A 15257-nucleotide genomic window follows, 5' to 3' on the forward strand; every position below is an offset into this window, starting at 1 on the left:
AGGAGTCTGTATACATGCAACCTCAACCGAATGATCGGATTAAAGTTCATCCAGGCTTTTGGGCTGGATTACATCAATTAGGGATTGGTGCTGATGACATCGCTCGTACAGCACAACTATCTCTTGAGACAATAAATAAACCTGTAGTGACCCAATCTCAATACTTCGCAATCTGGCAGGCCTACTCTGATCTCAATGGGGACACCGCCGAGGGCATCATCAAACTTGCAACCGGATATGAAATATCGAAGTATCCTCCACCTGTTCTGGCGATGTACCATGCTCGTGATTATCGTGATGCGTTGAATCGCATGGTGCGTTACAAGCAAATGTGTCCTCCCGAGAGTTTGCAGATTACCGAAGCAGGGGAGGAATGTATCATTGAACTAGGATGGTTACATAAGGAGCAACCAGGTCCGCCATTACTGGTCGGTATTACGCTGGCATTTCTGATCGAACTTGGACGGAGGGGCACAGGACAGCCTTTGATTGCAAAACGGGCTGAGTTCTCCCAACCGATGGGTGACGTAGCCACCCTTGAGGATTACTTCGGCTGCCGAGTTGATACGAATTCCAACTATAATCGGCTGACGCTGGAACGGAAAGATCTGAGTCTTCCATTTCTATCGTATAACGAGGAGTTACTGGAGATTCTGACCCCGGCACTGGATCGGTCGCTGGACGAACAAGAGAGCAATCGTTCCATTACTGAAGTGGTCAAATGGATTATGAAACGCAGCCTCACAGGAAAGCGCCCTGACATCCAGACGGTCGCCAAAGAGCTTCGCATGAGTGATCGTACTTTGCAGCGGCGACTGACGGAGGAGAACACAAACTTCAAGCAATTATTAACCGAGGCCAGACGTGAGCAGGCTCGAGCGTACCTTGCAGATCCTTCACTTGATATCAAAGAAGTGGCATTTCTGGTTGGGTATGAAGATCAGAATTCGTTCTATCGTGCTTTCAAGATCTGGGAAGGGGATACACCTTCAAATTGGCGTGTCAGGCAATAACTCTGGCGCAAAGTGCTAGTTACTAGATCCTTCAGACTGCGTAATATTGTATCTATCCGGTGTATGAAGCTTGTTGGCAATGTTCAAGAAGAAGCAGCCGGATAGTTGTAATCATGAAGGAGAAATGCAGGATGGATATGGGACTAAAAGAGAAAACAGCCTTAGTTACAGGATCGACAAAAGGGATCGGCAAAGCGATTGCTATAGAACTCGCTCGAGAAGGTGTTCATGTTCTGATTAATGGACGTAATGATGAAGAGGTGGAACAAACCGTTCGTGAAATCAAGTCCACTTTTCCGGAGACCTCTCCGCAAAAGGCTACCGCTGATCTTGTGGATCTGGCGCAACGGCAAGCTTTATTCGAGAAATTTCCTGAAGTTGATATATTAATCAATAACATGGGGATATATGAAATCATGAGTTATGAAGACATAAATGATGAAGTGTGGGAGAAATATTTCCGGACTAATGTACTTGCTGCCAATGGCTTGTCCCAATTTTATTTACCTAAAATGGTGAAGAACAATGACGGGCGTATTATTTTCATCGCAAGTGAAGAAGCCCTTATGCCTTCAGGCCAGATGCCACAATATTGCATGACCAAGTCAATGCTGCTGTCATTATCTAAAAGTTTGTCCAAACTGACAGCAGGAACCGAGGTTACGATCAATACGATCCTGCCAGGTCCAACACTGTCCGAAAACGTACAAGAAATCATTGAGGGCATATACCCTGATGAGGCACTGACTTTTGAGGAAAAAGAGAAAGACTTTATGAAGAGTAATCTGCCACAGTCCGAATTACAGCGATTCATCAAGCCAAGTGAAATAGGCAGACTCGCTGCATTTGTATGCAGCCCATATGCTTCAGCCTTCAGAGGCTCTCCCATCCGGATGGACGGGGGCATGGTTCCCACCATATTTTAAAATTGTTCAGGATACAGGATATGGTTCCATAAGATGTCGCCAGCATTGGCGACTTTTTTATTTGTAAATGATCTATGCGAGGGGCGTCAATCAAGTTTATAATACAGGTATGATTTTATCCGAAAACGGTTTCTGTTACTTGGAAGCGATTACTTGTATCGATTATATGAATCTAAAAGGGGACAATATCATGATAGAAGCAATAAATCTGGAAGGCATATGGAAACTCCAACTTGATGAACATAAGGTGGAACGTGGTCTGAATTTCTCAGACGTTATTACATTGCCAAATACTACATCTCATGCGGCCAAGGGCAAGAAAAACGAGAATGTGTTAATCGGTGCGCTGACGGATGAGTACTTATTTGAGGGTTATGCCTGGTTTTCACGAGAGATTGAAATTCCCGAACACTTGGCTGGAAAATGTTGCTTCTTGCATTTGGAACGAACACGAGTAACCACAGTTTGGATCGATGGGGTGGAATGCGGAACACAAAACAGTCTGAACACACCTCACCGTTACGAGATTGAGGCAGGGTTAACCGCTGGGACTCATACAATTACCATTCGAGTGGACAATACCAATTATCCAACCAAAGGGGGTCACCTTACATCCGAAGACACACAGACGAATTGGAACGGCATCACAGGGAAATTGGAACTTCAATTTTTCGAGCGTGTTTTCCTGGATAATGTTCAGGTCTATCCCGATCTTGCGACTCGATCTTTCGATATCAAGGCAGCACTTGTTGGTGACCTGCAAGAAGTACGAATCGTGGTTTCAGCTGTTGCAGTCAGTGCAGATCCGGTGTATACGACCGAGGAACAGATTTTCGCCCCGAATTCGCAGGAAATCCAGCTGACGTACAAGATTGGTGAAGATGCTATGTTATGGAGTGATGATGAACCTAACCTGTACCAACTTCATATTCATCTGCAAGATCAGGACGGGGAAGTGCTGGATTCCACCGAAGTATGGACGGGATTACGGGAATTCCGGGCTGCCGGAGACAAATTCACCATTAATGGTCGCAAAACGTTTCTTCGAGGCAAACATGACGGGCTGATCTTTCCGCTCACGGGATACGCTCCAACAGATGTGGATGAATGGGTTCGTATTCTCGCTATCTCCAAGTCCTACGGTATCAATCACTACCGTTTCCATACCTGTTGTCCTCCAGAGGCTGCTTTTATTGCAGCGGATCTGCTCGGCATCTACATGGAGCCTGAGCTTCCGTTCTGGGGAACGATTACGGATGAATCTTCGGATGGGCATAATCAAGCCGAGCAGGATTACTTGATTAGCGAAGGATTTGCGATGCTGCGTGCTTTTGGTAATCATCCTTCGTTTGTCATGATGTCCATGGGGAATGAACTATGGGGAAGCAAGGACAGATTGAATTCGATCCTGAAGGCATACAAAGCATATGATCATCGTCATCTATACACCGAAGGTTCGAATAACTTTCAGTTTGTGCCGGACATTCTGGAGGAAAGTGAATTCTTCTGCGGGGTTCGTTTCTCCAAAGAGCGCCTGTTCAGAGGTTCATATGCGATGTGTGATGCTCCGCTCGGTCACGTGCAGACCGACCTGCCTAATACATTGAAAGATTACGATTCAAACATTGTACCTGAGCAAGGCAGCGATGCTGACCCTTCTGGTCAGACTGGGGACAAAGAGATTCAGATTCAGTATGGGACAGGTTCCAAAACAGTGCAGGCCGAAGCTGGAAGTGACCAACTTGTCTCACACGTACCAATCATCTCGCATGAAATTGGACAGTACGCCACGTTTCCTAATTTCGAGGAGATCAACAAGTATACGGGTTCTCTCAAAGCCAAGAATTTCGAAGTGTTTCGAGAGCGTCTGAATGCCAACGGGCTGGGACATCTGGCGGAAGCATACTTCAGAGCCTCTGGTAAACTCGCGGTCGCATGTTACAAGGAAGAACTGGAAGCTGCTTTTCGTTCGCAGCAACTAGCCGGGTTCCAGCTGCTGGATCTCCAGGATTTCAGTGGTCAGGGAACAGCGCTGGTGGGTGTACTGGACGCATTCATGGATTCCAAAGGCATGATTACACCTGAGGAGTGGAGAACGTTTTGTTCCGACGCTGTGTTGTTGGCGAGATTCCCCAAATATAATTATCAAGCGGGTGAATTGTTCGAAGCACGCATTGAACTAAGTTACTTCCGCAGACAGGCATTGGACGGACGTCATCTGAAGTGGGAGCTACATGGTGAGGATTCCACCCTTACAGAAGGGAAAGCAGACCTGCCAGCGACCCATGGAGAACACTATGTGAATGTCGCGGATCTCAGCATTCGCATTCCTGAAGTCTCCAATATGACCAAAGTGGAACTTAGACTGTCTATTCCGGGTACGGATATCCGTAAGTCTTACGACCTGTGGATCTACCCGAGTCAGGAGGAAGTGGACCTGAGCGGTTTGAATCTATTTACCGAACTCTCGGAACAGGCGTTGGCGCTGCTTGAGCAGGGCGAGGATATTTTACTTTTCCCGAATCCCAATCAGCTTCAACACGCGATCCAAGGTTTCTATAGCACCGATTTCTGGTCTTACCCTATGTTCCGATCCATCTCGGAGAATATGAAAAGAGAAGTTCCTGTGGGCACAATGGGCTTGTTAATTCAACAGGATCATCCGGCCTTCGAACATTTTGTCACAGAGGAGCACTCAACTTATCCGTGGTGGAGCATCGTGTCCGAGTCGTCATCGATCATCTTGGATGAGTTGGATAAAGACTTGAATCCGATCGTGCAGACCATTGACAATTTTGAGCGAAACCACAAGCTCGGCCTGTTGATGGAGTGTCGGGTTCGGAAGGGGAGAGTGCTGATGGGAGCGCTGAATCTGGAGCGTCTGATGACTACATTGGAGGGCAGACAGTTGTTATACAGCTTCCAGCGTTATGTACAAAGTTCCGCTTACCAGCCAGTTGCACGTCTGGAAGTAGAGGAACTTCGCAAGTTGTTTAACTAAGATATAGGGAGAAGAAGTGTCAGGTTTCCCTTAATTATGCCAATGAGCCCCTTCCGCGAATGGAAGGGGCTATAAGACACGCAGATTGAACCGGTTCATTCTATCATTATGCGTTAAATGAACCTGCACTTTTTAGGATTACATTCCAATCTTTTTCTTCAAAAAGTATGTTGTCTTTCTCCTCTGTTACTCCGATCCGGACCTCAAGGATCACCATCCTGGTTTCAGCCAGAATAGAAAAGAGACTCTCCTTGGTAATCGCGAACTGATTGCCCATACTCACTTGCATGACCTTTCCGTTGACAAGCATTTGCCCACTGCCTGCAAGCACGGTCCATGCTCTACACCCAGTTCTATGCCAGTTCAACCCGATATGTTTGCCCGGTAGAACCGTTATGTTTAATGTGGTTACAGTTGTATTCTCATTGTCTAACGAACTCTCAATGACACGATAACTGCCCCAGGTTGCTTCACCATACATCGGTTTTAATGGCAAGTTACCCAATTGCGCTTTAATTTCATTTGAATTATTTTTGTTGGCAATGAGAATGCCATCCGGACTTGCGGCAGCGATAATACCTGGCACGCCAATGACTTGGATGGGGTAGGGAAGCTCGTTAATAATATAGGAATCGGAGGAAGAACCCGAGATTCCGCCATGTCCGATTACATGGGTATCTAACTGTGCGCACAGCGTATCCCAGCTTCCAATATCCTGCCATACTCCCTCATAAGGCAGGACTACGGCTCGCTGTGCCTTTTCTGCAACATGCTTGTCAAAACTCCGTTCAGGCAACGCTTCATACAGGGACGACAATTGATCATAATGAACCGGAAGCCCCATTTTTTTAATATGGGATATCATAAACGCGACAGTGAACGCGTACACACCGCAGTTCCATAGTGCCCCACGTTGTAGCAGCGTTTCAGCAATGGAGGCTTCGGGTTTTTCTATAAATTGTGTTATGGGCGCATAAGCATTACGTTCTTCCCCATCCGGCAGGATGTATCCATACTGTTCTGAAGCATGTGTAGGCCTTGTCCCAATTAAAGCGATATCGGCTTGAGAGTGTTTCAGTATATCCGGCAGTAATTGGAAGTTGCTGAAAAAATCTTCACCTGCGAACACATCAGCTGGCGCGATACAGATCACATCGTCATCTTTGGCCATTCGGAAGGATTGCAGATATAACGTCGCTAAGGCCGCCGCAGTAAAAGTGCCTCGTTTATAAGGTTCCCCAATGACTGGTATTTTGCCTTGAGTATGTCGTGCCGTAATATTAGCCTGATCTTGATGTGAAATAATGAGTGTTGAATCCGTTAGGGATGAACTGTCAAGCTGGCGGCATACTCTGCTGATCATGGATTCCCTACCTCCAGCGGGTGATGGAAGTATATCTATGAACAGCTTGGAGCGAAGCTCATTGGATAACGGCCAGAGCCTTTTGCCAGAGCCGCCGCACAGCATTACGATATGCATGGGCTTCCTCCTTAAGCTCAGGGAGCTTTACTATAGATTTTCCGTTTATGAAAGGAAAGAGAACGATATTTAAGAGCCAGATTGCGGATTTGTTGCTCTTTTAACGAAGAAGCGTTCACATTCAGACTTTTATTCTTGGAACTTCTAAGGACCATGCTGCCTGGGTTTTTCGTATACATAAAATTGGCATACGTTTCATATTCGGAGAAACCAAACTGTTTCTTCTTATTGATATTGGAGATGATGGCTTTGTACCATGGCAACTTATGAACCGCTTCAATTTTCTGTTTTAAGGCAGCGAGTTTCGATTTGTCGAACAGCATATAATGGGTGACAAAAGAGCGGGGGCGAGGAGCTTTCATGCCTAACAACTTGCGGTAGGTATTGAAATATTCCGGCTGGCTCCAGTCACGGCAGTAAAAGACTGTTTTGCCTTCTACAAGAAATGAATGAGGTTTAATCAGTACGGTATCTGCATCCATGACTAGAAAGTACTTTGCCTTCACAATGGAATCTCCGTTCATTTTGAGCAACTGCTGATATAACCAGCCTGACCGATTCCATCGGGAGGACTGGTAGTGTATGTCGTTTTTGGTTATAGGCAGGACGGATCGCTCATTAACAAAAATGCAGTTTTTAAGGGAACAAAGTTTTCTGATTTTGGTGCTGACCGGAGAAACAATATATATGCTTCCAATGGGATGTTTTACATAACGGCGAATGTTATCGATGACGAGGGGAAGGGTAGCCAAATCTTTCTCGATCGCTGGTATAAGAACATCAATCTTAGGCGCATTATTCAACCGGATTCCAGGCTGGACGGACATCTTCTCAACTCCTTGCACAAATCGTGATGACTCATTATATGGTATGTGTGCAAAAGTGTTTTGGTCAGGGCATGTGCAAATATACATTTTTACGAATAGGGGCTTTTGTTGAGGGTTCCTTTATCGGTATTACATATAATGCTTGCAGGATCTTGATCAAACAGCAGGCTTTGATGCGGTTGCTGAAGGGAGAGTTTACGACATGGGAGTTGATAAGTTGCAGCCGTTAAGAAGCAAGTGGTTAAAAACAAAATTGATCATTAATAATGAATTAATTAAACCGTTCATCCCCGACACACAGAAATATAACAAAACGAATCTGAAATCCATGATCAGCAAATATGGAATGGTCTATGTCAAACCCGAGAGAGGTACTTTCGGGATGGGTGTTATTAAGGCAGAGAGGGAAAGTCAGCAACATTTTGTCTATCAGATCGAGCAAAAACGCCTGACGTTTGACAGTTTTGAATCGTTTTATAACAGTCTGACTCGTCTGGTGAATAAAAGAAGTTATCTGATTCAGAGAGGAATCCATCTGCTTAAGCACAATAACAGACGTTTTGACATCCGTGTCATGATACAGCTAAGCCCGACCAAACATTGGGAAGCTACCGGAATCATCGGGCGACTGGGTCATCCAAAGAAAATCGTAACCAATTATCATAGTGGTGGTACACCGATGGATATTCACAAGCTGCTAAAATCACATGCATCCACCAAACGCAGAAATGAACTGATTCAAGAGATGAATGAGCTTAGCCTGCGCATAGCTCGTCATATGAAAAAAAAGTACCCGCATCTTAAGCAAATTGGTGTGGATATCGGCCTTGACCACAGTCTGAAACCCTGGATTATTGAAGTGAATGTCAAACCTGACCCATATATATTCAATCAATTAAAGGACAAGACGATGTATCGCAAGGTAATACGATATTACCGCCATGCTTTCCCCAAAAAAACAAAATAACAGACTGGACTTTTCATAGGAATGCTGGAGAAGGTTACAAGCTCAAGAGTCGCCAATGTGGCGACTTTTTTTGTTGATCTGCGTTTTAGGGTCGGAATAATGCATTTCATCCCCATTCGACTCCGAAACCTATGCTAAAATAGTATATTCGAGAGTGAAATTCAGAGTCGATGTCGATGAAAGGCGGATGTTCCCCCATGTTCAATATTGCAATCTGTGATGATGAGGAGCAGCAACGAGAACGTGTGAAATCCATGCTGGTCTCCTTATCTCTAAAAACCAATTTTGATTTTCAAATTAGCCTATTCACATCTGGTGAACAACTGCTCTCACACTACAGAGAGGTTGGGGATACATTCAATATTCTCATCTTGGATGTGGAGATGGGCGGAATGAACGGGATTCAGACCGCTAAAGAGATCAGGAACATGAAGTTTCTGGATGTACAGATTATGTTTCTGACCAGTTACCCGGAATATATGGTGGAGAGCTTTGATGTCATCACCTTTCAATATCTGATCAAGCCAATCCAGCCGCAAGTTTTCGAGGAAAAGATGATTAAGCTGTGTCAATATTTTCAGGCATTGGACAAAAAGTATGTACTAATCAAATCAGACTATGATGAACTGCTGCTGAAATATGATGATATTCTCTGGATTGAGGTCGTCAAAAGTTTAACGATCAAGAACAAGTTGAATTTTGTGACACAGGAAAATGTACATGAGACCAAAGGCATTTTATCCAGTTATGCTACCGGTTTGAAAGACCATGGTTTCTTGCAGATTCATCGCTCGATTATCATCAACCTGATGCATGTTCAGAAGTTTTCCGGTACCCAAGTCGTCATGTTGAATGGAATGGAACTGCCCATAGGCCGATCCAAAGTCAAAGAAATCAAGGATGCCTACACCAAATACATGATCATGAGGATTCAATGATATGGGTACCTATATGATCTTTTCCATCATTTTTGTGACCTTACTTATGGCATTTCAGGCGAACTTTTATTTTGATTCTGTGTTGGGCAAGTCCAGACGAAAGCCGCGCAGAGCGATCTATTTCATGGTATTTCTCATGTTGGGTTATTTTTATTTGGTCTCTTCCTTCTCTGATATCATTTCTACTGCTGTTGCTCTGCTGTTAATCTTCAGTCTGGCACAGTCCTATGAAGTGGAGTTTAAAATCAAGCTTGTTTTTACCATCCTGTATGCGGTTCTGATTACAATGGCAAATACGATAGCTGTATATATTCTCGGAGTTTTGGAATCCACAGAATTCATCTCATGGGAACAGTTCAACGGAGAAAACCACTGGATTCTCTCCAAAGTGATGCTGGTTGGTTGCAGTATCATGTTCATTGTTATTCAAATTGTGCGTCTAGTGGCCAAACGCAGAAGTTTTGCCGTGCATTATCGTTATTATTTGCTGTTTCTTATCGTACCCATTATTACGATCTATCAGATCAATGTAGCCTCCATATATAGTGAAAAAAACATATTCTACGTCTTTTCTGTACTAGGCTCGCTATTTCTCAACGTGTTCATTGTATATGTATTCGATAACATGGTGGAAAAGGTACAGCTTGCGCATGAAAATACCCAGTTACAGCGTCAGATGGACTACCAGGATGCCAACTATGAGAAGACCGTTCACAGTTTCAAAAACATTAAATCCATCATCCATGATATCAATCAGCAGTTTCTGTATATTGATGAATGTATCCAACGTAACGAACTGGCAGCGGCAGGTGACCATATCAAGTCTACATTAAATACCATTGAAGGTGCGTACCAGCGGGTGAACTCCGGCAATCTGGTCATTGATGCACTCGTTACAAATACCTTGGCTATGGGGCAGGCAAACGGGATCAAAATCGACACCAAAGTCCAGCTCCACTCGCAACATATCCAGATCGATCGATATGATCTGTGTGTGGTGCTTGGTAACATGCTTGATAACGCAATTGAGGCCTCCAAGAAAGTTAGACAGGCCGAGGATCGATACATCCTCATTGCCATTCACTCCACATCATCTACACTGGTCATCCAGATTATGAATCATGTGGAGCAACCAATCGTTGACTTGAAAAGTGACAAGCCCAATCCGGAGTACCATGGGATCGGTCTAACCAATATATCGCGAATGTGCGAGAAATATGGTGGACATATGAGTATTGAGCATCAGCATAGGAAATTTAACAACATGGTCGTGCTTCCGTTCCACACCGACAACCCCTGAACCTGCCGTTCAGGGGTTGTTTTTTTCCATTCAGGGTCCGTTTTCGTTTGATCAGTCTCTTCCCGGATATGATGAATTCATTCATAAGAACATTTGAGGGAGGACATATGATGAAGAAACTAATTAGTCTTTTATGTACAGCGGTGCTTGTAATTACACCGCTGGCAGATGTCAGAGCAGAGGCGAATAACAGCGGTACGATTGAGGCACGGGCGGAGCAGATCGCCAAGGAGATGGTGCAAAACTACGGTGTCACCAGTGTGCAATATGCGATCATGGATGAAGGGGAATATATTTTATCAGATAGTGTCGGATTGCACGATAAGGCATCACAGAAGCCAATAGACAAGGATAGCATGTATGGCATAGGCTCGGTTAGCAAAATGGTTGTTACGGCAGCCGCCATGAAGCTGGTTGATTCCGGTAAAATAGATCTGGATGAGCCGCTTACTTCGTATATCAGAGACTTTAAAATGGCAGATGCGCGCTATACTCAAATCACACCGCGCATGTTGATGAATCATTCATCCGGTCTTTACGGTACACATTATGGAAACAGCATGTTGTTTGAAGATAATGACACCCGCAATCATGATGAGTTATTGCTCAAACTTCAGTCCGAAAAACTGAAATCCAAACCTGGCGCATACTCCGTCTACGCCAATGACGGTTTTCAATTGCTTGAAATCCTGGTTGAACGGGTGAGTGGATTAAGCTACAGCGAATATATCGCCAAGTTCATCAGCGAGCCGTTGAAGTTGGAATCAACGAAGACACCACTAGATTCCTTTGACAGAGCGCAATTATCCGATACCTATTGGCCTACACTTGAGATGAAGATGCCTACCGAAAATGCAAACATTATCGGCACAGGCGGAGTGTACTCTACCGCAGAAGAATTGAGTCAATTCGGAGAGGTTTTAATGGGGAACAGACCGGATATTCTGTCCGAATCTGCTGTGAAGGCCATGCAATCTCATGAATATCGTAAGGGCATATGGGTATCTGATGAGCATAATACGATCAATTATGGCTTGGGATGGGATTCGGTTGACCTTGCACCTTTCAGCGATTATGGGGTTACCGCGCTTGCCAAAGGCGGGGATACCATGTTGTACCATGCCGTGTTAATCACTATACCTGAACATGATATTTCAATGGCGGTTCTATCATCTGGCGGATCTTCCATCTACAATCAGATGTTTGCCAGCAAAGTGCTGCTGGAAGTTCTGGCGGATCAAGGCATCATTGACAAGGTTAAACCCGATCAGACCTTCTCGTCACCCGACAAAGTGAAGATGCCAACAGAATTAAGCGCGTACTCCGGTCTCTATGGTACGGTAGGAGAGACATTGGATATAACGATTAAGGATGGTGAGATGCAACTGCCTGCTTTGCTGGGTGGAATTATTCCAGAGCAGAAATATGTGTACACAGGCGACAAACATTTTACAAGTGCGGATGGCAGTGTAAAAGCTAGCTTTGTGAAGGAACGTAATGACAAGGTGTATGTTAAAGTTCAAGGCATGATATCGTTACCCGGCATAGGTCAAACGGTAATGAACACGTATGATTATCAAAAACTGGATCATAATGCGCTTGACGTAGCAACGAAAGAGAAATGGACAGCTCGTGACGGCTCGAAATATTACGCGTTGGATGAAAAAATAACATCGATCTTTTATCTGCTTCCATCGATGCTGATCAAGAACCTGTCTGTTGATGCCAAAAATGGCTATGCTAATGGCACGCAAATCATGGATGCAAACAACGCAGAGAATATCGCCGAGATTCCTGTAATGAACGGAAGAGACGCGTTTGATCTGCAATTTTACACAAAGAATGGCGCCGAGATTTTGCTCCAGGATGGGCAGGAATACATTGCTGAGGAGGCGATTACTCCAATCTTTGGTGGAAAAAAAGGAATTACGACTATTCCGGCAAACGGTCAAGCCCGGTGGTATGCGATCGACGCCCGATCGGGTAACAAATCCATCACGGTGGATTCTCCCAAGACCGGAGGTTATGCAGTGTATAATGATAAAGGGGAAATGGTTGACTTCTCTGTAGCAACCAATCAGGAATCGACGAAGCTCCCGAAAAGTGGTTTTATCGTTTTTGGTGGGGACTCCGGTGATGTATTCCAGATCCAACTAAAGTAAAGCAGAAACTTCATTAATGAGTCACGTTCGCAACTTATCTCCGAAAAAATACAGTTATCAAGAAGTCGCCTGGTGGCGGCTTTTTTGATATTTCCTTTGAATAATTTAACAATCCGGTAACTATTTGGACTTATCACACGTTATGTTTATGTAGTTATATCTCAGGATTTTAATAACAGGAGGATTTACCATGGTCAATATACATAAACGTCAAATGAATAAGGAATGGAAAAGAAAAGCAGGAAGACCCATCATTGCAGGTATTACTGCCGGAATGCTGATGGTTCACGGCGTTATCGGCGTGTTGCCATCGCAGGCACATGCTGAAGCATCGGATGTATCCATCCGTAACTGGTATTTGTATCAACGAATCACTGTACCTGAACTGAAACCTTCTTGGACAGCAAAAGTAGATAACTATCTGAATATGAACGAGACGTATGTTGGAGTTAATGCCATCGCAGAAGAAGGTAAAGTATTCACGTTTGCTGGATCGAAGTTGATTGCACTCGATGCGACAACAGGTAAACAGCTGTGGACTTACGGCAAAGACCTGACTCCTCATATTACCTATCAAAGCGGGATTCTCTACGGACTGACCATTGATCACAAGCCATATGCCTTGAGTGCGAAGACAGGGAAAGCAAAATGGCAGTCAGGCACATCCACCTGGATTGATACGTATAACCGTACGGAAGCTCTGATTCCAACGGTGGATACCCTCTACGTGATTAAGGGGAGTACAACGTTTGCACTGGATATCCAGTCAGGCAAACTGCGCTGGGAAGCAGATGAACCATTAGGTGAAGGTAATGGTACTGAGTATCTGAGAGAATCTAATGGTGTAGTGCTGAGAACCTTTTTTGTCCAAGGGGCACTTACATCCTTACAGCTTAATGCATATGACAAGAAAACGGGCAAGAAGCTATGGGGTCATTTTGGTCAGGGGGAAGCTATTCAGATTAAAGACGGTCTTGTATACTCAGCGGACTACTATTCTTCGATTTTGGAAAATGACGAGTCTTCACCAGAACGCAAATGGAAAGTTAATGCGTACAACTTGAAGACCGGTGTGTTGAAAGGAAGTCAGGAGTAAAAGTGGACCATGCCGGGGGATCCACCGTATGTGAATGGGTATGGAGGGATATTTTCCAATAAAGACAAACTATACATTCTACAAGGGGATGCGATAGCAGAGTATCCGTTGACCACAAGCAATCCGGGAACCGCGCCACTTCGAACTTTTCACCGTCCTTACGGCGAAAATATGGTATGGCTTGGCGTTACACAGGAAAGGTTGATCTTCAAAAACGGAAACACGGGAGAACTTACAGGCATCAAGCTGGCTAATGGTCAAGAGGTCCAGTGGCATGGTGATGCCCCCGTCTCTCAGATTGATGTTTATGGTAAAGGGATGTATCGAGCACAACGTAACGGCACACTGCTTGTCCTCAACATGATGTCAGGTCAGTCGGTCTTCCGCGTCTCCACCGGTGGAGATCTGCACAACACGACATTGAAGACAAACGGAATGATCATCATCCAAGCCGAAGGCAAACTTCTCGGCGTTAAGTTGCCAGCATCGCTGAAATAAGTGATTTAGAATGAAGAATATGTGAGCAGACTGATTACGGCATAGCTTGCTCATAATCCGGTCTTTTTTTATTTTTGCGCATAAAACACTGCAAAGTCCAAGTATTTGTACATGCAATCTGCCACACGAAACCCCGCTTCCTCCAAGCACAACAATTGATCCTCCAGCGTGGCATTGATATCCACCTTGCGTCTTTCAATCGATGCCGAGATGTCCGTATCAAGGGTTCTTACCTGACCCTGGGGGAATACTGATTATGGATAAACTCAAACTCATAGGTTGGACCTATGGGTTCCGAGTCTCTGCCATGGGTAATAACATGTAAGCGCAGAATATAGACAGGGAGGAATGAACCTGATGTTTCAACCACGTTCTATTATGATGAGTATCTCGTTAATCGTTATAGTTCTAACACTTGCAGCTTGCTCTGGTAGTAATGAACCTTTGCCTAGCCCTCAACCATCAATGCCAGTAGGTGAACCTGCTCCAGCACCTTCAACAGAAAATGAACAACCATCTGAAACAGATGGAACAGAAGAAGCAAATGAAACGGAGCGTCCACAGACCGCAAGTTTTGAAATGTTGACCGCAGATGGCAATCAATCACTAGAGGCGACCTTGCAACAAGGAGAAGGATTTTCCTTGTACGTATTCGAGAATTTCACATTTGATACTGCTCAAGGCCGTCTGTCACTGACTAGTAACGCTGACTATTATGTGGATATTGAACCACTGCCTTCGGATTATAATCTGGCAGAACTGGAGACAGCGGGTAAAAAAGAATTAGAAAAAAACGGTAAGGTATCTGATTATAGTGGAGAACTGGTAGAACACCCGCTTGGTCATGCCGAGCTCTATCTTCAGGCCTCTGGTGAAGAAGGCATTAGCGATTATATGGTCTGGAAATCAGAGGAAGGGGACGCATTTCTATTCCGTCTTCATAATCCAAAAGGAGAAGAGGCCTCTGATTTCGCCAGTCCGGTCCTTGTTTCGTTATCCACCGTTGAGGGTGATTCGTAACTTGGATGACTATAATCATTTCAACGAAA

12 protein-coding genes are annotated in these 15257 nt (G+C 44.6%); 10 read left to right on the forward strand and 2 right to left on the reverse strand.

Annotation, left to right across the window (positions count from 1 at the left end):
- Positions 1-14 precede the first annotated feature (14 nt).
- The 3 genes from MHH25_RS14390 (at position 15) to MHH25_RS14400 (ending at position 4940) form a co-directional block, all read left to right on the forward strand.
- Positions 15-1013 (forward strand): helix-turn-helix domain-containing protein, encoded by a 999-nt coding sequence (locus MHH25_RS14390; RefSeq protein WP_340020309.1) that lies wholly within the window; start codon positions 15-17, stop codon positions 1011-1013.
- Between the two features lie 131 nt (positions 1014-1144).
- Positions 1145-1939, forward strand: coding sequence for an SDR family NAD(P)-dependent oxidoreductase (locus MHH25_RS14395; protein ID WP_036608125.1), 795 nt, complete (start codon positions 1145-1147; stop codon positions 1937-1939).
- 190 nt (positions 1940-2129) lie between these two features.
- Positions 2130-4940, forward strand: a complete 2811-nt coding sequence (locus tag MHH25_RS14400; protein ID WP_340020310.1) for a glycoside hydrolase family 2 TIM barrel-domain containing protein — start codon at positions 2130-2132, stop codon at positions 4938-4940.
- A gap of 106 nt (positions 4941-5046) precedes the next feature.
- Here MHH25_RS14400 and MHH25_RS14405 read toward each other — a convergent pair whose 3' ends face one another.
- Positions 5047-6420 carry a sugar phosphate nucleotidyltransferase gene (locus MHH25_RS14405; protein WP_101313692.1) on the reverse strand — a complete coding sequence of 458 codons (1374 nt, stop codon included), beginning with the start codon at positions 6418-6420 and terminating at the stop codon, positions 5047-5049.
- A gap of 17 nt (positions 6421-6437) precedes the next feature.
- Positions 6438-7247, reverse strand: coding sequence for a DUF6492 family protein (locus MHH25_RS14410; protein ID WP_047842887.1), 810 nt, complete (start codon positions 7245-7247; stop codon positions 6438-6440).
- Between the two features lie 202 nt (positions 7248-7449).
- Between MHH25_RS14410 and MHH25_RS14415 the strand changes: the two genes are divergently transcribed.
- From MHH25_RS14415 to MHH25_RS14445, 7 genes are all read left to right on the forward strand, one after another.
- A complete protein-coding gene (locus MHH25_RS14415; protein ID WP_036608114.1) occupies positions 7450-8214 on the forward strand; it encodes a YheC/YheD family protein in 765 nt (254 codons plus the stop codon).
- Positions 8215-8411: 197 nt separating this feature from the next.
- The gene (locus tag MHH25_RS14420) at positions 8412-9152 is read left to right on the forward strand and encodes a LytTR family DNA-binding domain-containing protein (protein ID WP_047842889.1); all 741 of its coding nucleotides are present in this window, start codon (positions 8412-8414) and stop codon (positions 9150-9152) included.
- Between the two features lies 1 nt (position 9153).
- Positions 9154-10452: a GHKL domain-containing protein gene (locus MHH25_RS14425; RefSeq protein ID WP_339187531.1), complete on the forward strand. Its 1299-nt coding sequence runs from the start codon at positions 9154-9156 to the stop codon at positions 10450-10452.
- Between the two features lie 110 nt (positions 10453-10562).
- A complete protein-coding gene (locus MHH25_RS14430) occupies positions 10563-12614 on the forward strand; it encodes a serine hydrolase domain-containing protein (protein WP_340020508.1) in 2052 nt (683 codons plus the stop codon).
- A 190-nt stretch (positions 12615-12804) separates the two neighbouring features.
- On the forward strand, positions 12805-13710 hold the full coding sequence (locus MHH25_RS14435) for a PQQ-binding-like beta-propeller repeat protein (protein ID WP_340020311.1): 906 nt from the start codon (positions 12805-12807) through the stop codon (positions 13708-13710).
- Positions 13711-13719: 9 nt separating this feature from the next.
- The gene (locus MHH25_RS14440) at positions 13720-14208 is read left to right on the forward strand and encodes a hypothetical protein (protein ID WP_340020312.1); all 489 of its coding nucleotides are present in this window, start codon (positions 13720-13722) and stop codon (positions 14206-14208) included.
- 357 nt (positions 14209-14565) lie between these two features.
- Positions 14566-15228 carry a hypothetical protein gene (locus MHH25_RS14445; protein ID WP_340020314.1) on the forward strand — a complete coding sequence of 221 codons (663 nt, stop codon included), beginning with the start codon at positions 14566-14568 and terminating at the stop codon, positions 15226-15228.
- The last annotated feature ends 29 nt before the right edge of the window (positions 15229-15257 follow it).

The sequence above is a fragment of the Paenibacillus sp. FSL H3-0457 genome, from assembly GCF_037981725.1.
Taxonomy (GTDB): domain Bacteria; phylum Bacillota; class Bacilli; order Paenibacillales; family Paenibacillaceae; genus Paenibacillus; species Paenibacillus amylolyticus.